At 73.0% G+C, this 21944-nt stretch carries 18 protein-coding genes; 8 read left to right on the top strand and 10 right to left on the bottom strand.

Features of this window, described 5'->3' with window-relative positions; translation table 11 throughout:
- Positions 1-42: 42 nt before the first annotated feature.
- Both SM793_RS26715 and SM793_RS26720 read right to left on the bottom strand, forming a co-directional pair.
- Complete coding sequence (locus SM793_RS26715; protein WP_320440833.1) at positions 43-1254, bottom strand: hypothetical protein; 1212 nt, start codon at positions 1252-1254, stop codon at positions 43-45.
- A 183-nt stretch (positions 1255-1437) separates the two neighbouring features.
- Positions 1438-2799, bottom strand: a complete 1362-nt coding sequence (locus SM793_RS26720) for a glutamine synthetase family protein (protein WP_030391579.1) — start codon at positions 2797-2799, stop codon at positions 1438-1440.
- 152 nt (positions 2800-2951) lie between these two features.
- On the opposite strand from SM793_RS26720, the gene SM793_RS26725 reads away from it, so the two are divergent.
- The gene (locus SM793_RS26725; RefSeq protein ID WP_320440834.1) at positions 2952-4706 is read left to right on the top strand and encodes an NAD+ synthase; all 1755 of its coding nucleotides are present in this window, start codon (positions 2952-2954) and stop codon (positions 4704-4706) included.
- A 61-nt stretch (positions 4707-4767) separates the two neighbouring features.
- On the opposite strand, the gene SM793_RS26730 is transcribed toward SM793_RS26725, so the two are convergent.
- The 3 genes from SM793_RS26730 to SM793_RS26740 all read right to left on the bottom strand — a co-directional run bounded on the left by SM793_RS26730 (position 4768) and on the right by SM793_RS26740 (position 8533).
- Positions 4768-5814 carry an endonuclease/exonuclease/phosphatase family protein gene (locus SM793_RS26730; RefSeq protein WP_320440835.1) on the bottom strand — a complete coding sequence of 349 codons (1047 nt, stop codon included), beginning with the start codon at positions 5812-5814 and terminating at the stop codon, positions 4768-4770.
- A gap of 285 nt (positions 5815-6099) precedes the next feature.
- Positions 6100-6741, bottom strand: a complete 642-nt coding sequence (locus SM793_RS26735) for a TetR/AcrR family transcriptional regulator (RefSeq protein WP_320440836.1) — start codon at positions 6739-6741, stop codon at positions 6100-6102.
- A gap of 145 nt (positions 6742-6886) precedes the next feature.
- The gene (locus SM793_RS26740) at positions 6887-8533 is read right to left on the bottom strand and encodes a DHA2 family efflux MFS transporter permease subunit (protein ID WP_320440837.1); all 1647 of its coding nucleotides are present in this window, start codon (positions 8531-8533) and stop codon (positions 6887-6889) included.
- Between the two features lie 277 nt (positions 8534-8810).
- Here SM793_RS26740 and panB point away from each other — a divergent pair, with 277 nt between their 5' ends.
- The 3 genes from panB to SM793_RS26755 all read left to right on the top strand — a co-directional run bounded on the left by panB (position 8811) and on the right by SM793_RS26755 (position 11763).
- Positions 8811-9680 (top strand): 3-methyl-2-oxobutanoate hydroxymethyltransferase, encoded by an 870-nt coding sequence (gene panB / locus SM793_RS26745; RefSeq protein ID WP_320440838.1) that lies wholly within the window; start codon positions 8811-8813, stop codon positions 9678-9680.
- 209 nt (positions 9681-9889) lie between these two features.
- Positions 9890-10924: an ATP-binding cassette domain-containing protein gene (locus SM793_RS26750; protein WP_320440839.1), complete on the top strand. Its 1035-nt coding sequence runs from the start codon at positions 9890-9892 to the stop codon at positions 10922-10924.
- The gene (locus tag SM793_RS26755) at positions 10921-11763 is read left to right on the top strand and encodes an ABC transporter permease (protein WP_320440840.1); all 843 of its coding nucleotides are present in this window, start codon (positions 10921-10923) and stop codon (positions 11761-11763) included. The genes SM793_RS26750 and SM793_RS26755 overlap by 4 nt, the downstream gene beginning before the upstream one ends.
- A 103-nt stretch (positions 11764-11866) precedes the next feature.
- Here the strand turns inward: SM793_RS26755 and SM793_RS26760 are convergent, their stop codons facing one another.
- Positions 11867-15289, bottom strand: a complete 3423-nt coding sequence (locus tag SM793_RS26760; protein ID WP_320440841.1) for an AfsR/SARP family transcriptional regulator — start codon at positions 15287-15289, stop codon at positions 11867-11869.
- Positions 15290-15494: 205 nt separating this feature from the next.
- Between SM793_RS26760 and SM793_RS26765 the strand changes: the two genes are divergently transcribed.
- On the top strand, positions 15495-16310 hold the full coding sequence (locus SM793_RS26765; protein WP_320440876.1) for a site-2 protease family protein: 816 nt from the start codon (positions 15495-15497) through the stop codon (positions 16308-16310).
- A 41-nt stretch (positions 16311-16351) separates the two neighbouring features.
- Here the strand turns inward: SM793_RS26765 and SM793_RS26770 are convergent, their stop codons facing one another.
- Together SM793_RS26770 and npdG are read right to left on the bottom strand one after the other, a co-directional pair.
- Complete coding sequence (locus SM793_RS26770) at positions 16352-16537, bottom strand: hypothetical protein (protein ID WP_320440842.1); 186 nt, start codon at positions 16535-16537, stop codon at positions 16352-16354.
- Between the two features lie 212 nt (positions 16538-16749).
- Positions 16750-17442, bottom strand: coding sequence for an NADPH-dependent F420 reductase (gene npdG, locus SM793_RS26775; RefSeq protein WP_320440843.1), 693 nt, complete (start codon positions 17440-17442; stop codon positions 16750-16752).
- Positions 17443-17489: 47 nt separating this feature from the next.
- Between npdG and SM793_RS26780 the strand changes: the two genes are divergently transcribed.
- Positions 17490-18113: a hypothetical protein gene (locus tag SM793_RS26780; RefSeq protein WP_320440844.1), complete on the top strand. Its 624-nt coding sequence runs from the start codon at positions 17490-17492 to the stop codon at positions 18111-18113.
- A 129-nt stretch (positions 18114-18242) separates the two neighbouring features.
- Positions 18243-19634 carry an MFS transporter gene (locus SM793_RS26785; protein ID WP_320440845.1) on the top strand — a complete coding sequence of 464 codons (1392 nt, stop codon included), beginning with the start codon at positions 18243-18245 and terminating at the stop codon, positions 19632-19634.
- A 13-nt stretch (positions 19635-19647) separates the two neighbouring features.
- On the opposite strand, the gene SM793_RS26790 is transcribed toward SM793_RS26785, so the two are convergent.
- The gene (locus SM793_RS26790; protein ID WP_320440846.1) at positions 19648-19881 is read right to left on the bottom strand and encodes a hypothetical protein; all 234 of its coding nucleotides are present in this window, start codon (positions 19879-19881) and stop codon (positions 19648-19650) included.
- Positions 19882-20013: 132 nt separating this feature from the next.
- Here SM793_RS26790 and map point away from each other — a divergent pair, with 132 nt between their 5' ends.
- Positions 20014-20859 carry a type I methionyl aminopeptidase gene (map, locus tag SM793_RS26795; RefSeq protein ID WP_320440847.1) on the top strand — a complete coding sequence of 282 codons (846 nt, stop codon included), beginning with the start codon at positions 20014-20016 and terminating at the stop codon, positions 20857-20859.
- Between the two features lie 72 nt (positions 20860-20931).
- On the opposite strand, the gene SM793_RS26800 is transcribed toward map, so the two are convergent.
- Positions 20932-21633 (bottom strand): bifunctional DNA primase/polymerase, encoded by a 702-nt coding sequence (locus SM793_RS26800; RefSeq protein ID WP_320440848.1) that lies wholly within the window; start codon positions 21631-21633, stop codon positions 20932-20934.
- Positions 21634-21944: the final 311 nt, after the last annotated feature.

Below are 21944 nucleotides of genomic sequence, written 5' to 3' on the forward strand. Positions count from 1 at the left end.
GGGGGGGTGGGGGGGCCGGCGGCGCCGGTCGGTGGCGGGCGGTCAGCCCTCCAGCGAGCCGTCCAGGTTCACGTAGGCGTAGAAGACACCGAGGTCGTAGCCGTCCTTGTCGGTGTCGAACTTGATGGTGATGTCGGTGTCCCCGTTGCGCAGGAACGGCGAGATGTCCCAGCGGTTGGAGTCGTACCCGAAGTTGTTGCGGTTGTACGGGTTGCGGACGAACTGGTCCGCCGGGGTCAGCTCCTCGATGGTGGAGTTGAACGCGTCGTTGGAGGGGTGGTTGACGTCCGTGAAGATCGACTCCGGCCCGTTGGTGGACTTCATCGCCAGGGTGTCCCCGGTCCACTTCAGGTCGCCGTCGTAGACGATGAAGCCGAGCTTGCCGGCGACCGGCCCGGTGGCCGGGGTCTGCAGCCCGTCGAGGTTGAACTCGCGGGGCGGGCTGTCCGGCAGCTCCACCTGGAAGCCGTCCCAGATGTGGACGTGGCGCAGCGGCTTGCAGTCGTTCTCGTACGCCACCACGATCGACCAGCCGCCCCAGCTGTGCGGCTTGACCACCGAGTCCATGTTGGCGGCGGTGTAGGTGCCGTTGCCGGCGTTCTTCACCAGGTCGGTGATGTCGGCGGAGGCCTGGTAGCTGCTCTCCTCGGTGGTGGTGATGTAGCCGATGGAGGGCTGGTCGTTGGCGATGTTGCGGTACTGGTTCTCGCCCGGGAACTTCAGGTAGATCTCGTCGATCTGGCTCTCCGGCAGGACGGTGTCGCCGATGCCCCGGGTACCGCCCCAGTACAGCCGGGCGTACTTGACCTTGGAGCCTTCCAGCAGCGAGAGGTCGGCCGAGCTGGCCGAGTAGATCTCGTCGCCGAGCGGGCCGACGCTGCCCGGATCGATGTTGATGTACTTCATCTGGTAGTTGTTGTTGATCGGCCGGCTGCCCGCACCGGTCCGGGCGTCCACACACGCCGGCTGCGCCGGGTCGACCGGCGGCTGGGTCTCGTCGCAGGTCATCAGGGAGTTGCTGATCCGCGTGACGGAGCCGTGGAAGTCGCCTTCGAAGCGCGTCTTGAACGGCAGCGGGTTCGAGACGATGGTGTCGGCACGCTGCTGCGGGCCCTGGGGGCCCGAGCCGCGGGCGTCCGCGATCGGGGCGGAGAGCAGCTGGCCGGCGACGGCGGCGACGGCGACGCCGGTGATCCCGATCCGGCGGGCGAGGGTGCGTACGGCGGCGGCGCGGCTGACGGTGGAGGAGGGCATGAGGTCCTCTCAGGAGGGAGGGGATTGATCACGCTTATCGGATCACAACGCAACGTCACAATCCCCTCACATACCGCCATCGGAGAACGCGGCAACCCAAACGGCGGGCCCGCCGTCATCCATTGGAACGACAGCGGGCCCGGTGGTGCTTGACGCGGCGTCAGCCTCCTGCGGCGGGACCTTCTAGAGGACCTGGAGGTTCTTGCGCAGCTCGAAGGGGGTGACCTCGGAGCGGTACTCCTCCCACTCCTGCTTCTTGTTCCGGAGGAAGAAGTCGAAGACGTGCTCGCCGAGGGTCTCCGCGACCAGCTCGCTGCGCTGCATCAGGTCGATCGCCTCGCCCAGGTTCTGCGGCATCGGCTGGATGCCGAGGGCGCGGCGCTCGGGGTCGGTGAGGGCCCACACGTCGTCGTCGGCGCCCGGCGGGAGCTCGTAGCCCTCCTCGATGCCCTTGAGGCCGGCCGCCAGGGTGACGGCGTAGGCCAGGTAGGGGTTGCAGCCGGTGTCCAGGGAGCGGACCTCGACCCGGGTGGAGCCCTGCTTGCCCGGCTTGTACATCGGGACCCGGATCAGCGCGGAGCGGTTGTTGTGGCCCCAGCAGATGTACGACGGGGCCTCGCCGCCGGCGCCGGCGGTGCGCTGGGAGCCGCCCCAGATCCGCTTGTAGGAGTTCACCCACTGGTTGGTGACGGCGGCGGTCTCGGCGGCGTGGCGCAGCAGGCCGGCGATGAAGGAGCGGCCGACCTTGGAGAGCTGGTACTCGGCGCCCGACTCGTGGAAGGCGTTGCGGTCGCCCTCGAACAGCGAGAGGTGGGTGTGCATGCCCGAGCCGGGGTGGTCGGAGAACGGCTTGGGCATGAAGCTGGCGTGCACGCCCTGCTCCAGCGCGACCTCCTTCATCACCAGCCGGAAGGTCATGATGTTGTCGGCCGTGGAGAGCGCGTCGGCGTAGCGCAGGTCGATCTCCTGCTGGCCGGGGGCGCCCTCGTGGTGGGAGAACTCCACCGAGATGCCCATCGACTCCAGCATGGTGATCGCCTGGCGGCGGAAGTCGTGGCCGACCCCGCGCGGGGTGTGGTCGAAGTAGCCGGAGTGGTCGGCGGGGATCGGCGCGGTGCCGTCGCCGGGCAGGTTCTTCAGCAGGAAGAACTCGATCTCGGGGTGGGTGTAGAAGGTGAAGCCCTGGGCGGAGGCCTTCTCCAGGGTGCGCTTCAGCACGAACCTCGGGTCGGCGTAGGAGGGCGAGCCGTCCGGCATCAGGATGTCGCAGAACATCCGGGCGGTGCCCGGGGTCTCCGAGCGCCACGGCAGGATCTGGAAGGTGGTCGGGTCCGGCTTCGCGATCATGTCGGACTCGTACACCCGGGCGAATCCCTCGATCGCCGAGCCGTCGAAGCCGATGCCCTCCTCGAACGCCTGTTCCAGCTCGGCCGGCGCCACCGCGACCGACTTGAGGAACCCCAGGACATCGGTGAACCACAGCCGGACGAACCGGATGTCACGCTCTTCGAGCGTCCGAAGCACGAACTCCTGCTGCTTGCCCATGGGGACAGTCTCACCTCTGCTCTTTACGTTCGTGTTACGCCCGGAGACGACCCCGGCGGCGACTGCTCCCCATCATGGCGGATCCCGGCCGCCGGAGGCAGTGGCGACCCCGGCCGAGACATTGCGTCAGATCGACGATTAGACTCGGCGGCATGCCCAATCTCCGTCTCGCCCTCTGCCAGACCGACCCGTGGGTCGGTGACATCGCACGCAACAGCGATGAGGTGGTGCACTGGACCAAGCAGGCCGTCGAGGCCGGTGCCCAACTGGTCGCGTTCCCCGAGATGGCCCTGACCGGCTACCCGGTCGAGGACCTCGCGCTGCGCCGCTCCTTCGTCGAGGCGTCGCGGTCCGGGCTGGTCGACCTGGCCGGACGGCTCGCCACGGAGGGGCTCGGCGAGGTACCCGTGGTGGTGGGCTACCTCGGCCGCTCCGAACACGCCTCGCCGCGCTTCGGCCGGCCGGCCGGCTCCCCGCAGAACTGCGCCGCGGTGCTGTTCCGCGGCGAGGTCGCCACCCGGTTCGCCAAGCACCACCTGCCGAACTACGGCGTGTTCGACGAGTACCGCTGGTTCGTCCCCGGCGACCAGCTGCCGGTGGTGCGGGTGCACGGGGTGGACGTCGCGCTGGCGATCTGCGAGGACATCTGGCAGGACGGCGGCCGGGTGACCGCCGCCCGCGAGGCCGAGGCCGGCCTGCTGCTGGTGATCAACGGCTCGCCGTACGAGCGGAACAAGGACGACGTCCGGCTGGAGCTGGTGCGGCGCCGGGCCGCCGAGGCCGGCTGCGCGCTCGCCTACGTGAACATGGTCGGCGGCCAGGACGAGTTGGTCTTCGACGGCGACTCGGTCGTGGTCGCCCCGGACGGCGAGGTGCTGGCCCGCTCGCCGCAGTTCGAGGAGCACCTGCTGGTGCTGGACCTCGACCTGCCGGCCGCCAGCAGCGACCACACCGACGGCCTGCTGCTCGCCGACGGCCTGCACCTGGTCCGCGCCGAGCTGGGCGGCGAGCCCGCCGACCCGCCCGCCGAGCCCCGGCGGGCGGAGGTCGCGCCGCGGATCGCCGACGAGGCCGAGATCTGGTCCGCGCTGGTCTCCGGAACCCGGGCCTACGTGCGCAAGAACGGCTTCCGCTCGGTGCTGATCGGCCTGTCCGGCGGCATCGACTCGGCCGTGGTGGCCGCCCTTGCGGTGGACGCGATCGGCGCCGAGAACGTGTACTGCGTCTCGATGCCGAGCCGCTACTCCTCGCAGCACTCCCGGGACGACGCGGCCGAGCTGGCCCGCCGCACCGGGCTGCACTTCCGCACGGTGTCGATCGCCCCGATGTTCGACGCCTACGTGGCCGCGACCGAACTGACCGGCCTGGCCGAGGAGAACCTGCAGTCCCGGCTGCGCGGCACCCTGCTGATGGCGATCTCCAACCAGGAGGGGCACATCGTGCTCGCGCCCGGCAACAAGAGCGAGCTGGCGGTCGGCTACTCGACCCTGTACGGCGACTCGGTCGGCGCCTACGGCCCGATCAAGGACGTCTACAAGTCGCTGATCTTCCGGCTGGCCCGCTGGCGCAACGAGGAGGCCGAGCGGCTCGGCGCGGTGCCGCCGATCCCGGAGAACACCATCGTCAAGCCGCCGTCCGCCGAACTGCGGCCGGACCAGAAGGACACCGACTCGCTGCCGGACTACGACCTGCTGGACACCGTGCTCGACCTCTACGTCGAGGGCGACCAGGGCCGGGACGCGATCGTGGCGGCCGGCTTCGACCCGGCCGTGGTGGACCGGGTGGTGCGGCTGGTCGACACGGCCGAGTACAAGCGCCGGCAGTACCCGCCGGGCCCGAAGATCTCGGTCAAGGGCTTCGGCCGGGACCGCAGGCTGCCGATCACCAACCGGTGGCGCCAGGGCTGAGCTGCTTGAATTGTTCGCCCTTCGCCTCCGGGGCGGCGGCTCAGGGCTCACGGCTCACGGCTCACCGGTAGCGGTAGGTGGCGGCCACCGCGAGGTGGTCGCTGCCGTCCCGCTCCAGGGTCCGCGAGTCGGTGGGGTCCAGTCCGCCCTTGCTCATGATCTGGTCGATCCGGGCCATCGGGAAGGACGCCGGCCAGCTGAAGCCGAAGCCGTCCCCGGCCGCGCCCTGGGCCGAGCGCATCTGCGAGGTGATCGGCGCCAGGCTGCGGTCGTTCATGGTGCCGTTGAGGTCGCCGAGCAACAGCACCTTCTTCAGCGGCTCGGCCTCGACCGCGTCGCCGAGCGCCTGGGCGCTGACGTCCCGCTGGTTGACGGTGAAGCCGCCCTCGGCCTTGAGCCGGACCGACGGCAGATGGGCGACGTACACCGCGAGCGGGCCCTTCGGGGTGGTCACCTCGGCCCGGAACGCCCTGGTCCAGCCCATCTTGATGTCCACCACCGAGACGTCGCCGATCGGGTACTTGGACCAGAGCCCGACCGTGCCCTCCACCGCGTGGTAGGGGTAGCTCGCGGCCAGCCCGGACTCCAGGGCGCGCAGCGGCCTGCCGGCCAGCTCCTGGAGCGCGACGATCTGCGCCCCGGACTTCTCCAGCATCCGGACGGTGGCCTGGGGATCGGTGTTGGCGGCGGCCACGTTGTGGCTGACCACGGTGAAGTCGCCGGTGCCGCCGCTCTTGTCGGTGAGCAGGCCGCCGAACATATTTGCCCAGATCGCCACCGGCACCAGCAGCGCGAGCAGCGCGGTGGCGGAGCGCCGCAGCAGGGCGGGGACCAGCAGGACCGGCACCGCCAGCCCCAGCCAGGGCAGGAAGGTCTCCAGCAGGCTGCCGAGGTTGCCGACGCTGTTCGGCACCTCGGCGTGGAAGGCCAGCAGGGCGCCGGTGAGCAGGGCCAGGACGGCGAGCACGAGGCCGCGCCACCAGGTGGTGCTGCCCCGGGCGTCCCGGCCCCAGTCGCGCACGCCGAGGAATCCGGCCGGGCGCCGGCCGGGTCCCGGGTCGCCGGCCTCTGCGGGGGACACCCGGTCCGCCCTGTCCGCCTGCGCCATCCGTGACTCCCGTCGTTCGCGCCGTCTGTCCGTCCGGGGTGCGCCGCCGCCCGGTGGGCGGAGGGCATGCCGGACCTGTGCCGGTTCGGTCGGATTCCGGCCCAGCCTATGCCGGGACAGACGCCCGGTCGGGCGACCGGGGTTCCGGCGTGGCCCGGTTGGTGAGCCAGGCCACTGCGCGGCTCACCGCAGGCCGGAACGGCCTCCCGGCCTGCGGCGATGCCGACGGGAGGGCCGGCCGGGGGCGCGGGACGGCGACGGGGGGACGGCGGGGTATCCGTCGGGTCAGGCCCGGGCGGGCCGGAGGGCGGGGCCCGCGACGCCGCCGAGGAGGGCGTCGACCATCCGCTCGGCGAGCTGCGGGTCGTCGAGGTCGGAGTCGTCCCAGAGCACGCTGCGGGCGAGGATCGGGCCGATCAGCAGATCGCCGAGCAGTTCCTCGTCGAGGTCGGCGCGCAGCTCGTCGGCGGCGACACCGCGCCGGATCACCTGGCGGGCGGCCTCCCGGCGGGGCGCGATCACCCGTTCGCGGTACGCGGCGTGCAGCTCGGGCCAGCTGTGCATCTGGCCGAGCGCCGCCTTGAGCACCCAGCGGGAGCGCTTGGCCAGGCCGCGCAACCGCATGTACTCGATCATCGCGACGAGGTCGCCGCGGATCGACCCGGTGGACTCGGGGAGCGGCTCCTCCAGCCGGCTGACCATGTCGATCAGCAGGGCCTCCTTGTTGGGCCAGCGCCGGTAGATGGTGGCCTTGCCGACGCCGGCGGCGGTGGCGATGCCCTCGATGGTCAGTTCCGCCAGGCTGGTGCCGGCCGCCATCAGTTCCTCGACGCCGGCGAAGATCGCCTGTTCGGCGGCCTCGCTGCGGGGCCTGCCGCGGCGCGGGCCGGTGCAGTGCGGCGGCGCGGCCGTCGGGTCGGTCTTCATCTCGCATCTCCCGGTTGTGGAGCCCCCGCCCGGAGAGGGGCGGGGGTCGCACGCGCTCGTGGGCCCTGTCGCCGGCGGTCCTCCCGGCGACAGGGCCCCATTCTCGCTCAGCCCGGCCGCCGGTCGGACGCCCCCCGGCCGCCGGTCAGACGTCCGCGTCCGCCGTCCGGCGGGCCGAACCGGCCCGCTCGCCGGCCGCGTCCGCCGCCGCACCGGGACCGGGACCGGCGGGGCTGCCGCCCGGGCCGCCGGCCGGCACCTTGCCGGGCAGCAGGAACCAGGCCAGCAGGGCGCCGACCGCGGTGATCCCGGCGGACAGCCCGGCCACCACGTGCATCGCGTGGATGAAGGAGTCGTTGGCCGGGCCGATCAGTTCCCGGCCCCGGTCGCCGAGTCGCGCGGCGACGCCCAGGGTGGCCTCCAGCGACTCGCCCGCCTTGTCCCGCAGCTCCGGGGTGGGCAGCTGGGCGAGCTTGTCGGAGATCCCGTCGCGGTAGACGGTGGAGAGCACGGCGCCGAGCACCGCGACCCCGAGCGAGCCGCCGACCTGGCGGAAGGTGTTGTTGACGGCCGAGCCGGCGCCGGCCTTCTCGCGCGGCAGCGAGCCCATGATCGCGACCGTGATCGGCGGCATGACGTGCGCCATGCCGGTGCCCATCAGCAGGCCGAGCACGACCAGCACCCAGATCGGGGTGGTGGCGCCCAGCAGCAGGTAGCCGAGGAAGCCGACCGCGATGAACGCCATACCGGCGGCGCAGGTGGCGCGGACACCGAAGCGGTCGACCACCAGCCGGGCGCGCGGGGCGAAGACCAGCTGGGCGGCGGCCAGCGGCAGCATCAGCACGCCGGCCTCCAGGGCGCTGTAGCCGCGCACGCTCTGGGTGTAGAAGACGCCGAAGAACGAGACGCCCATCAGCGCGAAGAACACCACGCCGATCACCACCACCGAGGCGCTGAACACCTTGTCGCGGAACCAGCCGACGTCCAGCGCCGGGTGCGCGGTGCGGCGCTCGAAGAGCACGAAGGCGGTCAGCGCCACCAGGCCGAGCAGCACCGGCCCCCAGGCCGCGACGGCGGTGAAGTCGGCCAGCTCGCCGCCCTTGATGATGCCGAAGATCAGCGCCACCAGGCCGACGATGGAGAGCAGCACGCCGACCGGGTCCATCCGGCCCGGGGCGGGGTCCTTGGACTCCGGGACGAGCAGGGCCATCGCGATCACCGCGACGATCACGATCGGCACGTTGACCAGGAAGACCGAGCCCCACCAGAAGTGCTCTATCAGCAGGCCGCCGGTGATCGGGCCGATCGCGATCGCGAGTCCGACCGCGCCGGCCCAGATGCCGATCGCCTTGGGCTGCTCGGCGCGCTCGAAGACGTTCATGATGATGGCGAGCGTGGCCGGCATGGCCAGCGCCCCGCCGATGCCCATCAGGGCGCGGTAGCCGATCAGTTCGCCCGGCGTCGAGGCGAGCGCGGAGAGCAGCGAGGCGAGGCCGAAGACGACCATGCCGGCCAGCAGGGCCCGCTTGCGGCCGAACCGGTCGCCCAGCAGTCCGGAGGTGAACAGCAGTCCGGCGAAGACCAGGGTGTACGAGTTGATCGACCATTCCAGGTCGCTCTGGCTGGCGCCGATGCCGGTGGGCGCCGGGGAGGCGATGGTCTTCATCGCGACGTTGAGGATCGAGTTGTCGAGGACGACGACGAGCAGGGCGAGCACCAGGGTGCCCAGGATCGCCCAGCGGCGGCGGTGGATGGCTTCCGGCACCCGGGGTGGCGCGGCGGCGGTGGTCATGGCTTCTTCCCGTCCGTGGTACGGCGTGGCACTGGCGGGCAAATTCGAGCCGCGATCGTCTCGTAAACCCCCCGCGGTCAGCGTAGCGCCCATTTCGATACGAGACGGCTCCGTTTCGTAAAGCCCTGGCAAAGATCCACGGGGCTGCCACGGGGCCGCTCCCGCACACGGACGACCCCGCGCCCCTTTTGCACCCGTGCCGGGCCGTGCAAGCATGGAGGTGATCCGGGGACGCCGCACGGCGCCACGAGACGACAACCCTTCAGGAGCCTGTTCGATGAACGCTTCTTCGCCTTCGCCTGCCCAGAACCAGGCGTCGACCGCCACCCTCTACGGTGGAGTCACCACCCGCCGCGTCACCGTCCGCGACCTCGCCGCAGCCAAGCAGCGCGGCGAGAAGTGGTCGATGCTGACCGCCTACGACGCCCTCACCGCCGGCGTCTTCGACGAGGCCGGCACACCCGTCCTGCTGGTCGGCGACTCCGCCGGAAACTGCCACCTCGGCTACGAGACCACCGTGCCGGTGACCATGGACCAGATGGTCATGCTGGCCGGCGCCGTCGTCCGGGGCACCAAGCGGGCCATGATCGTCGCCGACCTGCCGTTCGGCTCCTACCAGGAGTCCCCGGCCCAGGCGATGCACAACGCGGTCCGGCTGATGAAGGACGCCGGGGTCGGCGCGGTCAAGCTGGAGGGCGGCGAGCGCAGCGCCCGCTCGATCGAGCTGCTGGTCGAGGCCGGCATCCCGGTGATGGCGCACATCGGCCTCACCCCGCAGTCCGTGCACGCGCTGGGCGGCTACCCCGTCCAGGGCCGCGGCGACGAGGCCGCGCACCAGCTGCTTCGCGACGCCAAGGCGGTGCAGCAGGCCGGCGCCTTCGCGGTCGTCCTGGAGGCGGTGCCCGCCGAGCTGGCCAAGCAGGTCACCGAGCAGCTCACCGTCCCCACCGTCGGCATCGGCGCCGGGGTGGACTGCGACGCCCAGGTACTGGTCTGGACCGACTTCGCCGGTATGACGGCGGGCCGGGTGCCCAAGTTCGTCAAGCAGTACGCCAACCTGCGGGCCGTCCTCGGCGACGCCGCCCGCGCGTTCGCCGAGGACGTCCGCGGCGACGCCTTCCCCGCCCCGGAGCACACCTTCCACTGACGCGCTCCCCGTCACCGGGGCCCGGCCACGGCCGGGCCGGGCCCCGGTGACAGCGGCGCCGGTGACAGCGGCGCCGGTGACAGCGGCGCCCGTGACCGCGGCGCCGGTGACAGCCGCCTGACAGCGCGCCGACAGCGGCTCGCCGGCGGGCCGCCCGCCCGTCACCCCGCTGACAGCGGGCTGTCAGTCGCGGCGGACAGTCTTCTCGCATGACACGAATCTCCACCGCCCCGAACGACCGGGGGCCCGCCGCGGGGAATGCCGTCGAGGTCCGCGGCATCGTCAAGCACTTCGGCAGCACCAAGGCGCTCGACGGCGTCGACCTCACCGTGCGCGAGGGCACCGTCCTCGGCGTGCTCGGCCCCAACGGTGCCGGCAAGACCACCCTGGTCCGCGTCCTCTCCACGCTCATCAAGCCCGACGCCGGCACCGCCTTCGTCGGCGGCTACGACGTACTGCGCCAGCCCAAGCAGCTGCGCCGCACCATCGGCCTCACCGGCCAGTACGCCTCGGTCGACGAACTGCTCTCCGGCTACGAGAACCTCTACCTGATCGGCCGCCTGCTCGACCTCTCCAGCAAGGACGCCAAGGCGCGCGCCACCGAACTGCTGGAGCGGTTCTCGCTCACCGAGGCCGCCAAGCGCGTCGCCAAGACCTACTCCGGCGGCATGCGCCGCCGCCTCGACCTGGCGGCCTCCATGATCGGCCGGCCCCGGGTGCTCTACTTGGACGAGCCCACCACCGGCCTGGACCCGCGCACCCGCAACGAGGTCTGGGACGAGGTGCAGCGGATGGTCGCCGAGGGCGCCACCGTGCTGCTCACCACCCAGTACATGGAGGAGGCCGAGCAGCTCGCCCAGGAGCTGACCGTCATCGACCGCGGCCGGGTGATCGCCAGCGGCGGCGTGGCGGAGCTCAAGGCCAAGGTCGGCGGCCGGACCCTCCAGGTCCGCCCGACGCACCCGGCCGAACTCCCCGAGATGGCCCGCTGCCTGCACGACAGCGGCATCGCGACGGCCACCTTCTCCGCCGACACCGGCCTGCTCTCGGTGCCCCTCACCTCGGACGACCAGCTGACCTCCGTGGTCGGCGTCCTCGGCACCCGCGGCTTCGGCATAGCCGGCATCGACACGCAGGTGCCCAGCCTGGACGAGGTCTTCCTCGCCATCACCGGCAAGCCCGCGGACGCCGCGGACCCCATGGACACCGCCGCCCCCAGCCTCGCCAAGGAGCCCGTCGCATGACCACCGCCACGCTCACCCCGACCCCGGCCCCGGCCGCGGGCACCCGGACGACGGCGGCCGAGGACGGCCGGATCGGCCTGGGGGCCAACCTCCGCCACGTCGGCGCGCTGACCCGCCGCAACCTGATGCGGATCAAGGCCGACCCGGAGTCGATGTTCGACGCGGTGCTGATGCCGATCATCTTCACCGTGCTGTTCGTCTACGTCTTCGGCGGCGCCGTCTCCGGCGACCAGGACGCCTACAAGCAGTACATGATCCCCGGTCTGATGGGTCAGACCGGGCTGACCCTGGCGATGGCCGTCGGCACCGGGCTGAACAGCGACTTCCAGACCGGCGTGATGGACCGGTTCCGCACCCTGCCGATCGGCCGGGCCTCGGTCCTGCTCTCCAAGATCGGCGCGGAGACCTGCCGCGCGCTGCTCTCCTTCGCCATCATGATCGCCTTCTCGCTCTGCATCGGCTTCGACCTGAAGGGCGGCCTGCTGCCCACGCTGGCCGCGGTCGGGCTCTCGCTGCTCTTCGGCATGTCGATCGTGTGGATCTCGATGCTGCTGGGCATGGCGCTGCGCAGCGCCCAGGCCGTCCAGGGGGTTTCCATGCTGGTCCTGATGCCGATGCAGTTCGGCAGCTCGATCTTCGCCCCGACCGACACCATGCCGGGCTGGCTCCAGGCCTTCACCAAGGTCAACCCGCTGTCCGCGCTGGCCGACGCCTGCCGGGCCCTGATGAACGGCCAGGGCGCGGTGGCGCACCCGGTGCTGATCGTGCTGGCCTGGTCGGTCGGCATCACCGCGGTCTTCGCGCCGCTCGCCGTCGCCCGGTTCCGCAAGCGGACCTGAACCCCGGCCGACCGGCCGGCGCACCGGCCCCGGACGCGCGAGGGGAGCGCCCGGGGCCGGCTCCTTGCGCCCTGCTCCTTACTCCTTACTCAGTGCTCCCGGCTCAGTGCACCAGTCGGTCGAGCATGGCGTTGGCCTCCGCCATGGACATCTCCTGCCCCTCGGCCACCGCCGCCCCGAACTCCGCGTCACCGAGCATCCCGCGCAGGACCTCCTCGGACCGCTCGCGCTCGACCCGGTCGAGGTAGCCGCCCTTCGGCCCGTTCATCCCGGCGTGCGCGCCGAACAGCACCGCGGCCCGGCGCGCCTGCGCCAGGTCGCCGTCCCGCCGGGCGAACGCCTCCAGCAGCCCGATCACCGGCGGCAGCATCATCACCGACATCTGCTCCACGAAGCCGCTCGCCGCGAGCGGCACCGAGCGCATCAGCTGCCGGCCCTCGCTGACCAGCTCCCGCCCGCGGTCGGGGTCGCCGGCCCGGGCGGTGATCCAGCCCCGGGTGACCGTCAGCATCCCGCCCACCACGTCCGGGGCGAACGCGCCGATCCGCGTCCACCGGAGCGCGTCCAGCTCGGCCAAGGCCCGCGCGAAGTCCCCGCGCTGCACATTGATGCCGCAGAGCATCAGGTGACCGAACAGCAGCGCGCCGTTGGTCGCCTGGTTGTCGCCCGGCTCGATCCCCTCCAGCGCCGCCCGGATCCGCCGCTCACCCGCCGCGAGGTCGTGGTCCAGCATCGCCGAGCCCAGGTGCACCTGGAGCATCGGCACCTCCTGCGGCGCGCCCAGCTCCTCGGCCAGCTCGATCGCCCGGCGGTACGCCTCGACCGCCTCCGCCGAGCGGCCCTGGTTGGCCAGCGACTCGCCGCGCGCGGACAGCGCCTGGGACATCCCCCAGCGGTCGCCGGCCCGGCGGTACAGCTCCAGCGACTCCTCGCCGTCCAGGGTGCTCTGCTCGGCCCCGCCCGGCCAGTCGTTCATCATCTTGGCCCGGATCTGCAGGATGAACGCCAGGTCGCTCGGACCGCCGTGCTCCCGGCAGCCCTCCACCGCGTCGTCCAGCAGGTCCCGCATGGTGTCCAGCCGGCCGATCAGGAAGGCCCCGAAGACCCGCATCAGCCCGGGGAAGCGGTAGGACTGCGGCAGGTCGCGGCTGTAGGCCTCGGTGACCTTGCGGGCGGTGGCGACCGCCTCCTGGTCGGCCAGGACGTCGAGATTGCCCTCGAACATGCTGATCAGCCGGTAGATGACGATCGCCCGGCGGGCCTCGCCGAGCGCCTCCGGCGGCATCGGCACCGGGTACTCCAGCACGTGCCGGTCCAGCGGCAGCGGGCGGGCCCCGGCGTCGAACGGGTCGGGGCCGATCGACAGCACCGCGTCGTACCAGCGGCGGGCCTCCTGGCTGTAGCCGCGCAGCGACCAGTACCAGCTCATGCCCAGCGCCAGGACCAGCGCCTCGCCCTCGTCCCGGCGGCAGACGGCGCGGCGCAGCGCCGCCCGGATGTTGTCGTGCTCGCGCTCCAGCACCGCCAGCCAGTGCAGCTGCTCGGGCCCGTGGACATTGAGGTCGGCGCCGCGGACCAGCTCGCGGAAGTACTCGACGTGCCGGCCCCCGGTGGCGGCGGTCTCCTCCGCCTCGGCCAGCCGCTCGTCCGTGTACTCGTGGATGGTCTCCAGCATCCGGTAGCGCGGCGGTCCCTCCCCGTCCAGGTCGGCCACCAGCAGGGACTTGTCGACCAGCGAGAGCAGCAGGTCGGCGACCTCCTCGCGGGGCACCTCGGCCTCGTCCGAGCAGACCGACTCGGCCGCCTCCAGGCTCCAGCCGCCCGCGAACACCGCCAGCCGGCGCAGCACCGCGCGCTCCTGCTTGCCGAGCAGGTCCCAGCTCCAGTCGACCACCGCGCGCAGCGTCTGCTGACGCGGCAGCAGGGTCCGGCTGCCCGCGGTGAGCAGCGCGAACCTGCTGTCCAGCCGGTCGGCGATCTGCCGAGCCGTCATCACCCGGAGCCGGGCGGCGGCCAGTTCGATGGCGAGCGGCAGCCCGTCCAGCCGGCGGCAGATCTCGGCGCAGGCCTCCGGGTCGCTCTCCGGGTCGAAGCCGGGGCGGGCGGCGGCGGCCCGCTCGGTCAGCAGCCGCAGCGCCACCGGGTCCGGCAGCGGCTCGACCGGCAGCACGGTCTCGCCCGGCACCCCCAGCGGCTCCCGGCTGGTGGCCAGCACGGTCAGCCCCGGGCACTCGGTGAGCAGGGTGTCCGCGAGGTCGGCGGCGGACTGGATCAGATGCTCGCAGTTGTCCAGGACGAGCAGCATCCGGCGGCGCCCGCAGTGCTCGATCAGCCGCCGCACCGGGTCGTCGGTGCGGCCCTCGATCACCTCGGCGACCATGCTGGCGCCGGTGTGCAGGACGGTCGCGCGCAGGCCGAGGGCCGACACCACGGCGCCCGGCACCGCGTCCGGGCGCTCCACCGGGGCGAGCTCGGCCACCCAGACGCCGTCCGGCCAGTGCCCGGCGCCCTGCTCCAGGCGGCCGGCCTCGACCGAGAGCCGGGTCTTGCCGGAGCCGCCGGGGCCGGTGAGGGTGACCAGCCGGCTGGTGGCCAGGACGGAGCGCAGTGCGGCGAGGTCGTTCTCCCGGCCGACGAAGCTGGTCAGCCGGCCGCGCAGATTGCCGAGCGCCCGGGCGGGCGGTGCCGGTGCCGCCGGTGCTGCCGGTGCTGCCGCTGCCGGTGCGGCTGCTCCTGGTGCCGGCGGCACGGGCACCGCGGCCGGGGAGCCCTCCACAACCGGGGCCGCCGGAGCTGCCGGGGCCGTCTGGTCGGCCGGGCTCAGCAGCTCGGCGTACAGCGACTGGAGCCGGCGCCCGGGATCGACGCCCAGCTCGTCCGCCAGGGCGCGCCGGGTGTGCTCGTAGTGGCGCAGCGCCTCGGCCGTCCGGCCGGACTCGTGCAGCGCCCGGACCATCAGGTACTGCAGCGGCTCGTCCAGCGGCCGGCCCTCGCACAGCTCGGCGAGCTCGGCCACCAGCTCGGCCGCCCGGCCGAGGCCGAGCTCGGCGGTGATCCGGTGCCGGCGGGCCTCCTCGCGCTGTGCCTCCAGCCTGGTCGCCGGGCCGCCCCGGTCCGGCAGGTCGGCGAGCGCCGGACCGCGCCACAGCGAGAGCGCGGCGCGCAGCCGCTCGGCGGCCGACATGTGGTCGCCCTGCTCCAGCGCCCGCCGGCCCTCCCCGGCCAGCCGCTGGAACTCGGCGAGGTCCGTGGCGGGCTCGGTCAGCCAGTACCCGGCCGGGCCGGAGCCGACCCGGTCGCGGCCGATGGTCCGGCGCAGCCGGCCGACCAGGGTCTGGAGCGCGGCCGACGCGTCCTGCGGTGGCTCGGCCTCCCACACCTCGTCGACCAGCAGGTCGGCCGGCACCGGCCGTCCCTGCCGCAGTGCGAGCGCGGCGAGCAGGGCGCGCAGCCGGGCTCCGCCGAGCGGGACCGGGGTGCCGTCGTCGTGGTGGGCCGTGGTGGTGCCGAGGATGCCGTAGTGCACCGCACCATTCTGGTGGATCGACCCCGTCCCCCACGCACATTTGTCCAGCCCTCGACCCTGACCGCACCCTGAGACCGGGAGATCGCGCCAGGAACCCGGTGCCGGGCTCCGTACGTTCACCCTGGACGGCTTGTCCGGCACGGGCCCGCCCGGCATGATCGGCCTCTGCCCAGCCCTCGTCCCCGACCACCGGAGCACCCACACCATGACCTTCGCCGCCACGCAGCGCTCACGCAGCGAGGACCGCCGGATCAGCCCGGTGTTCTGGGCCCTGCTCGCGATCTTCGCCACCTCCGCCGTGGCGGTGTTCCAGGGCTACGGCAACGCCCGGTTCGGGATCTTCCTGTTCGTGGTGGCCGGCTGGATGGTCTCGCTCTGCCTGCACGAGTACGCGCACGCGCGCACCGCGCTGCACGGCGGCGACATCAGCGTCGGCGCCAAGGGGTACCTGACCCTCAACCCGTTCAAGTACGCCAACGCCCTGCTCAGCTTCGTGCTGCCGATCGTCTTCGTGCTGCTCGGCGGCATCGGCCTGCCCGGCGGCGCGGTGTGGATCGAGCGGCACCGGGTGAAGGGCCGGCTCAAGCACAGCCTGATCTCGGCCGCCGGGCCGCTGGTGAACCTGCTCGCCGCGGTGCTGCTGCTGGCCCCGGTCGGCGCGGGCTGGCTGGACGACCCCGCGGTGCACGCGGTCTGGAACGGCTACGAGCTGAACGTCTCGCCGCTGGCGCTCGCCCTGGGCTTCCTCGGCATGCTCCAGCTGAGCGCGACCCTGCTCAACCTGCTGCCGGTGCCCGGACTGGACGGCTACGGGATCGTCGAGCCCTGGCTGTCGGCCAGGACCCGGCGGGCGATCGAGCCGTTCGCGCCGTACGGCATGCTGGCCGTCTTCGCGCTGCTCTGGCAGCCGGAGATCAACCACTGGTTCTTCGAGGTCGTGTACGGGGCGATGGACCTGGTGGGCGTCGACCGCGCCTACCCGCAGGTGGGCCACGAGCTGTTCATGTTCTGGAAGGACTGACCGGACCGGGGCCGTGCCTCCCGGATCACGCCGGGCGGCCCTCAGGCCCGCTCGGCCGCCGCGCGGGCCAGCCTCTCCCGGCGCACGTTCATCCAGAGCACATTGCTGGCGATGCCGGCCATCGGCAGCCAGACGAGGCCGAGCCACCAGCCCTGCACCAGCGAGACCACGGCGGCGGCCAGCGCGAGAACGACGACGAGCGAGGCGAGGACGGACGTGCGGGGCATGGCGGGGTACTCCTGCGGCCGGGGGTGAGGTCGGCCCCCATTGTCGCCGACCTCACCCCCGGACCGGGTCCAGGGGTGAGGTCGGCGATCCGGTCCGACCGTCGGACGACCGGACCGTGCGATCGGCGGACGGTCGTGCTGGTCGGGCGCTCGTGGCCGAGCGCCGGTGACCGGACGTCCGTGGCCGGACGTCCGTGAGCAGACGTCCGCGATCAGACGTCCGTGATCCGCAGACCCGCGTGCGCCTTGTAGCGGCGGTTGACCGAGATGAGGTTCGCCACCAGCGACTCCACCTGGTGCGCGTTGCGCAGCCGGCCCGCGAAGACGCCCCGCATACCGGGGATCCGGCCGGCCAGTGCCTGCACGATGTCGGTGGCGGCCCGCTCCTCGCCGAGCACCATCACATCGGTGTCGATCCGCTCGATCGACTCGTCCTGGAGCAGCACCGCCGACAGGTGGTGGAAGGCCGCGGTCACCCGGGAGTCCGGCAGCAGGGCGGCGGCCTGCTGGGCGGCGCTGCCCTCCTCCGGGACGAGCGCGAAGGCGCCCTGCTTGTCGAAGCCGAGCGGGTTGACGCAGTCCACCACGATCTTGCCGGCCAGCTCCTCGCGGAGGGCGGTGAGGGTGGCGGCGTGCCCGTCCCAGGGCACCGCCACGATGACGATGTCGCTCTCACGGGCGGTGGTGGCGTTGTCGGCGCCGCGCACCCCGAGTCCGATCGCGTCGGCCGAGGTCTGCGCGCGGGCCGCGTCGCGCGAGCCGATGATCACCTGCTGGCCGGCCTTGGCCAGCCGCAGGGCCAGCCCCCGCCCCTGGTCGCCGGTGCCACCGAGGACGCCGACCACCAGCTGCGAGACGTCCGGCAGCTCGTGGGCCGGGTTTGTCGCTGAATCGAGGGAAGTCATGGGCCGATCCTGCCAAACGAGCGGCCCGTCGCGACATCCTGTGCGCCATGGACGCGGTGAGAGTTTCGGCACTGAGGGACCGTCTGGCCGGAACCGGTTGGCTGGAAGCCGTCGGCGGCTTCGCCGGGGAGCTGCGGCACGCGGTCACCCGGCGTGCCGCGGGCGAGCTGCTGCTCGTCGGCACCACCGGGTACGAGCCCTGGCACCTGGCCGCCCATCTGGAGGACGAGGCCGCCTGGTCGGACGTCCCCCGGCTGGCGCCCACCCTGCTGCGGCACCGGGTCCCGGCCGCCGCCCCGGCCCATCTGGCGCACGGCCTCGGCCGGCTGACCGGGGCCGGGCGTGGGGCGACCGTCCTGGTGGTCGCCCCGACCACGGCCGGCGGGCCGCTGCTGGAGCGGGTGCACGACGCCCGCCGGCACGGGGCGACGGTGCTGGCGCTGGAAGGCGCGGCGCGAGGCACCCCCGGCGGGTCCGCCGACCCGAGCGACCTGGCCGGGCTGGCGCACCGTCGGCTCGCCGTCGGCACGGCCGAGGACGAACCCTTCGACCTCGCCCAACACCTGGTCAGCGCCGCCGCCGGGCAGCCGCCCGGGCAGCGTTCGGCGCTGCGGCGGCTGGTCGCGCTCGCCGAGCGGATCACCGCGGGGCCCACGATCAGCCGCTGGTGACGGCGGGCCAGGCCGCGCGCGGGCACGGCGGGTAGCGCGGCAGGCGGGACGGCGGACGGGGCGGTAGGCGGGGCGGCGGCCGGAAAACCCGTTGCGGCCGGGCCCGGTCCCCGCAGAGGATGGTCGCTCGTGAACGAAGCCTCCCCGTCCCCGAGCAGTCGGGCGAAATCCCTGCTGCGCACGGTCACTCCCGACCTGACCCCCTGGCGCTCCTCCAGGGAGTTCCGCCTGTTGTGGCTGTCCGGCTGTGTCACCGGCTTCGGGAGCTTCCTCACCTACGTCGCCGTGCCGATGCAGATCAAGGAGTTGACCGACTCCTCGGTCGCGGTCGGCCTGGTCGGCGCCTTCGAGCTGGTCCCGCTGATCGTCTTCGGCCTCTGGGGCGGCGCCCTCGCCGACGCCCTGGACCGCCGCCGGCTGGTGCTGTTCGCCGAGGCGGGGCTCGGCCTGCTCAGCGTCCTGCTGCTGGTCAACGCGCTGTTGCCGACGCCGGTGCTGTGGCCGATCTACCTGGTGGCCGCGCTGGTCGCCGCCGCCGACGGCCTGCAGCGCCCGGCACTGGACGCGCTCACCCCCCGGATCGTCCCGCACGACCAGCTGACCGCCGCGTTCGCCCTCAACTCCCTCTACCGCAACGCCGCCTCGGTGGCCGGTCCGACCATGGCCGGCATCGTGGTCACCTTCGCCGGGGTGCAGACCGCGTACGCCCTGGACGTGGTCACCTTCGCCGCCTCGCTGCTGCTGCTCTCCCGGATCCGGGCGGTCCCGCCGCCCACCGGCGCCGAGAAGCCCTCGGTGCGGGCGGTACTCACCGGCGTCCGCTACGCGTGGAGCCGCAAGGACCTGCTCGGCACCTACGCGATCGACCTGTGCGCGATGCTGTTCGCCTTCCCGGTGGCGATCTTCCCGTTCCTGGCCGCCGAGCTGGACGCCGGCTGGGCACTCGGCCCGATGTACGCCGCCTCGGCGGTCGGCGCCCTGCTGGTCTCGGTGACCGGCGGCTGGACGTCCCGGATCCACCGGCACGGCCGGCTGCTGCTGGTCGCGGCGCTCGGCTGGGGCGCGGCGATCGCCCTGGCCGGCCTGTCCGGCTCGGTCTGGCTGGTACTGCTCTTCCTGGCGCTGGCCGGCGGCGCCGACCAGATCAGCGGCATCGCCCGCTCCACGCTGTGGAACCAGTCGATCCCGGACGCGCTGCGCGGCCGGATGGCCGGTGTCGAGCTGCTCAGCTACTCGGTCGGGCCGCAGCTGGGCCAGGTCCGGGCGGGCGGCATGGCCGGGCTGGTCGGCGTCCGGGCCTCGGTGTGGGTCGGCGGCGTGGCCTGTGTGGTGGGCGTGCTCGCGCTGGCCACCGCGCTGCCCCGGCTGCTGTCCTACGACGACCGCACCGATCCGCACGCGGCCGCCGTCCGCGCCGAGCACGAGCGCGCGGCGGCGGACCGGTCGGTGGCGGAGAAGGCGGTGGCGGAACGGGCGGCGGGACCGGCCTCGGCCGAGGAGAGCCCCGCCGCCGCCGGCTAGGAGTGGTCCGGGACTACTCCCCCGCGCCGTCCTGCGGCCGGTCGTTCCACTGCGGGTCGTTCTTCCACTCACGGTTGCGCAGTTCCGCGGTCTCCAGCGCGTGCGCCGCCTCCTGCTGGGTGGCGTACGGGCCGAGGCGGTCCTTGGCCGGGCACTCCGGCCCCTCCTCGACCTTGGCGTGCTTGATGCAGTAGAACCATTCGCCGGGCCGGCCGGTCGGCTTGTTCCGGCGCAATCCCAGAGCCATCGTGGTCACCTCCGTATCGGCGGTCGTGTCCCCGCCGTGGCGTCGCGTCGTCCTGATCATTCCCCGCCCCGGCGCCGTCCGCACACCCGGTGCCGCCCCGGACCGCGGGGCCCGACAATTAGACTCGCCGCCATGGCACTCGTACCCGGCATCCAGTCCCCCGTCCGCAAGGTCCCGGCGCACATCCCGCGCCCCGAGTACGTCGGGAAGCCCGCGCCGACGCCGTACACCGGGCCCGAGGTGCAGAGCGCCGAGACGATCGAGAAGATGCGGATCGCCGGCGGCATCGCCGCCCGGGCGATGGCCGAGGCGGCGAAGCTGATCGCGCCCGGTGTCACCACGGACGCGCTGGACGCGGTCGCGCACGCGTACATGTGCGACCACGGGGCCTACCCGTCCGACCTCGGCTACCGGGGCTTCCCCAAGTCGGTCTGCACCTCGATCAACGAGGTCATCTGCCACGGCATCCCCGACTCGACCGTCCTCCAGGACGGCGACATCGTCAACATCGACGCCACCGCGTACATCCACGGGGTGCACGGCGACCTCAACGCCACCTACCTGGTCGGCGACGTGGACGAGGAGTCCCGGCTGCTGGTCGAGCGGACCAGGGAGTCGCTGGACCGGGCGATCAAGGCGGTCAAGCCGGGCCGCCTGATCAATGTGATCGGACGGGTCATCGAGTCCTACGCCAAGCGCTTCGACTACGGCGTGGTCCGGGACTTCACCGGACACGGCATCAACACGTCGTTCCACTCCGGCCTGATCGTCCCGCACTACGACAGCGAGCGGGCCACCGAGGTCATCAAGCCGGGCATGACCTTCACCATCGAGCCGATGCTCACCCTGGGCACCTACGACTACGAGATCTGGCCGGACGGCTGGACCGTCGTCACCAAGGACCGCAAGCGCACCGCCCAGTTCGAGCACACCCTGGTGGTCACGGCGGACGGCGCGGAGGTCCTCACCCTGCCGTAGGCCGGGGGACCGGGCCGGCCCACCGGGCCGGCCCGCGTCGGCGGTCGGCCGGTCGGTCAACTGGTCGGCCGGTCAGCCGATCAGCCACTGCTCCTCGGCCACCGCGCCCACCTCGGTGCAGGCGTCGGTCAGCACGTCCAGGACGCGCAGCGGATCCGGCAGCGGCTGCTCCGGTCCGCGCAGCCAGCGCACCTCGGAGCCGTCCGGCAGCGCGGCGGGCGGCAGCAGGGTGTACGAGCCGCGGCAGTGCCAGCGCAGGCCGGGGTGCTCGGACATGGTGTCGGGTGTGGAGTCCAGGGCGCTCGGCCACCACTCGTCCTCGTTCACCGGGGTGCCCCTGGTGGCGGTGAAGAACAGGTAGCGGTCCTCGCCGACCGCGGCCACCGGGCCCTCGACGCCGAGCGCGGTCAGCCGCTCCAGGGCGAGCCGGCCGGCCTCGGCCGGTACGTCCAGTACGTCGTGGGCGCGGCCGGTGGCGGTGACGAAGTTGGCCAGCGGGTCGCGGGAGAGCCAGCGGGCGAGCTGCTCCGGGTCGGTGGTGGCCTGCGTCTGCCAGGCGAAGGAGACCGGGTGCTGGGCCGGGGCCGGACAGGCCACCCGGTCGCAGGAACAGCGGTACCCGGCCGGATGCGCGGCGGGAGCGAGCGGGAACCCGGCGCGGACCGCGCCGAGCAGTTGGTCCAGTCTGGCCGCGGGGCTGTCGGGTGCCGCCGACCGGGCCCGCTCACGATCCCGCTTCTGCCACCAGGCCGTCCACCTGCCGCCGGATTCCATCGGGCCCCTTCCGCGCATTGCCGTGCCTGGTGTGACACAGCGTTCGACGTACCACTCCGACGCAACGCACGGCGCCCCCCGCTGCTTCCCCGGGTGGTGCTCGGCACTGCGGTCCCGCGCCCCGCCGGTCGGAGCCGGGGTCGCCGGACGGCCGACGCCCGGGGTCGCGGTACGGAGTCAGGGCGGTACGGAGTCAGGGCGGCACGACGGCTGCGGCTCGGCGGCCCGGCGGGCACGATGAGACGCGCCCCGCCCGGCCCGTACGGGCCCGCTGACCCGGGTGGACCCCGAGGGCGTAACAGGAAGGATAA

This window comes from Kitasatospora purpeofusca (assembly GCF_034043715.1).
Lineage (GTDB): Bacteria > Actinomycetota > Actinomycetes > Streptomycetales > Streptomycetaceae > Kitasatospora > Kitasatospora purpeofusca_A.

What these genes read in the sequence shown, in the direction of transcription:
- SM793_RS26750 (WP_320440839.1), top strand. Translation starts at nt 9,890, where the DNA reads ATGACACGAATCTCCACCGCCCCGAACGACCGGGGGCCCGCCGCGGGG.
- SM793_RS26715 (WP_320440833.1), bottom strand. Translation starts at nt 1,254, where the DNA reads ATGCCCTCCTCCACCGTCAGCCGCGCCGCCGCCGTACGCACCCTCGCC.
- map (WP_320440847.1), top strand. Translation starts at nt 20,014, where the DNA reads ATGGCACTCGTACCCGGCATCCAGTCCCCCGTCCGCAAGGTCCCGGCG.
- SM793_RS26765 (WP_320440876.1), top strand. Translation starts at nt 15,495, where the DNA reads ATGACCTTCGCCGCCACGCAGCGCTCACGCAGCGAGGACCGCCGGATC.
- SM793_RS26770 (WP_320440842.1), bottom strand. Translation starts at nt 16,537, where the DNA reads ATGCCCCGCACGTCCGTCCTCGCCTCGCTCGTCGTCGTTCTCGCGCTG.
- SM793_RS26800 (WP_320440848.1), bottom strand. Translation starts at nt 21,633, where the DNA reads ATGGAATCCGGCGGCAGGTGGACGGCCTGGTGGCAGAAGCGGGATCGT.
- SM793_RS26780 (WP_320440844.1), top strand. Translation starts at nt 17,490, where the DNA reads ATGGACGCGGTGAGAGTTTCGGCACTGAGGGACCGTCTGGCCGGAACC.
- SM793_RS26790 (WP_320440846.1), bottom strand. Translation starts at nt 19,881, where the DNA reads ATGGCTCTGGGATTGCGCCGGAACAAGCCGACCGGCCGGCCCGGCGAA.
- SM793_RS26720 (WP_030391579.1), bottom strand. Translation starts at nt 2,799, where the DNA reads ATGGGCAAGCAGCAGGAGTTCGTGCTTCGGACGCTCGAAGAGCGTGAC.
- panB (WP_320440838.1), top strand. Translation starts at nt 8,811, where the DNA reads ATGAACGCTTCTTCGCCTTCGCCTGCCCAGAACCAGGCGTCGACCGCC.
- SM793_RS26735 (WP_320440836.1), bottom strand. Translation starts at nt 6,741, where the DNA reads ATGAAGACCGACCCGACGGCCGCGCCGCCGCACTGCACCGGCCCGCGC.
- SM793_RS26740 (WP_320440837.1), bottom strand. Translation starts at nt 8,533, where the DNA reads ATGACCACCGCCGCCGCGCCACCCCGGGTGCCGGAAGCCATCCACCGC.
- SM793_RS26730 (WP_320440835.1), bottom strand. Translation starts at nt 5,814, where the DNA reads ATGGCGCAGGCGGACAGGGCGGACCGGGTGTCCCCCGCAGAGGCCGGC.
- SM793_RS26725 (WP_320440834.1), top strand. Translation starts at nt 2,952, where the DNA reads ATGCCCAATCTCCGTCTCGCCCTCTGCCAGACCGACCCGTGGGTCGGT.
- npdG (WP_320440843.1), bottom strand. Translation starts at nt 17,442, where the DNA reads ATGACTTCCCTCGATTCAGCGACAAACCCGGCCCACGAGCTGCCGGAC.
- SM793_RS26755 (WP_320440840.1), top strand. Translation starts at nt 10,921, where the DNA reads ATGACCACCGCCACGCTCACCCCGACCCCGGCCCCGGCCGCGGGCACC.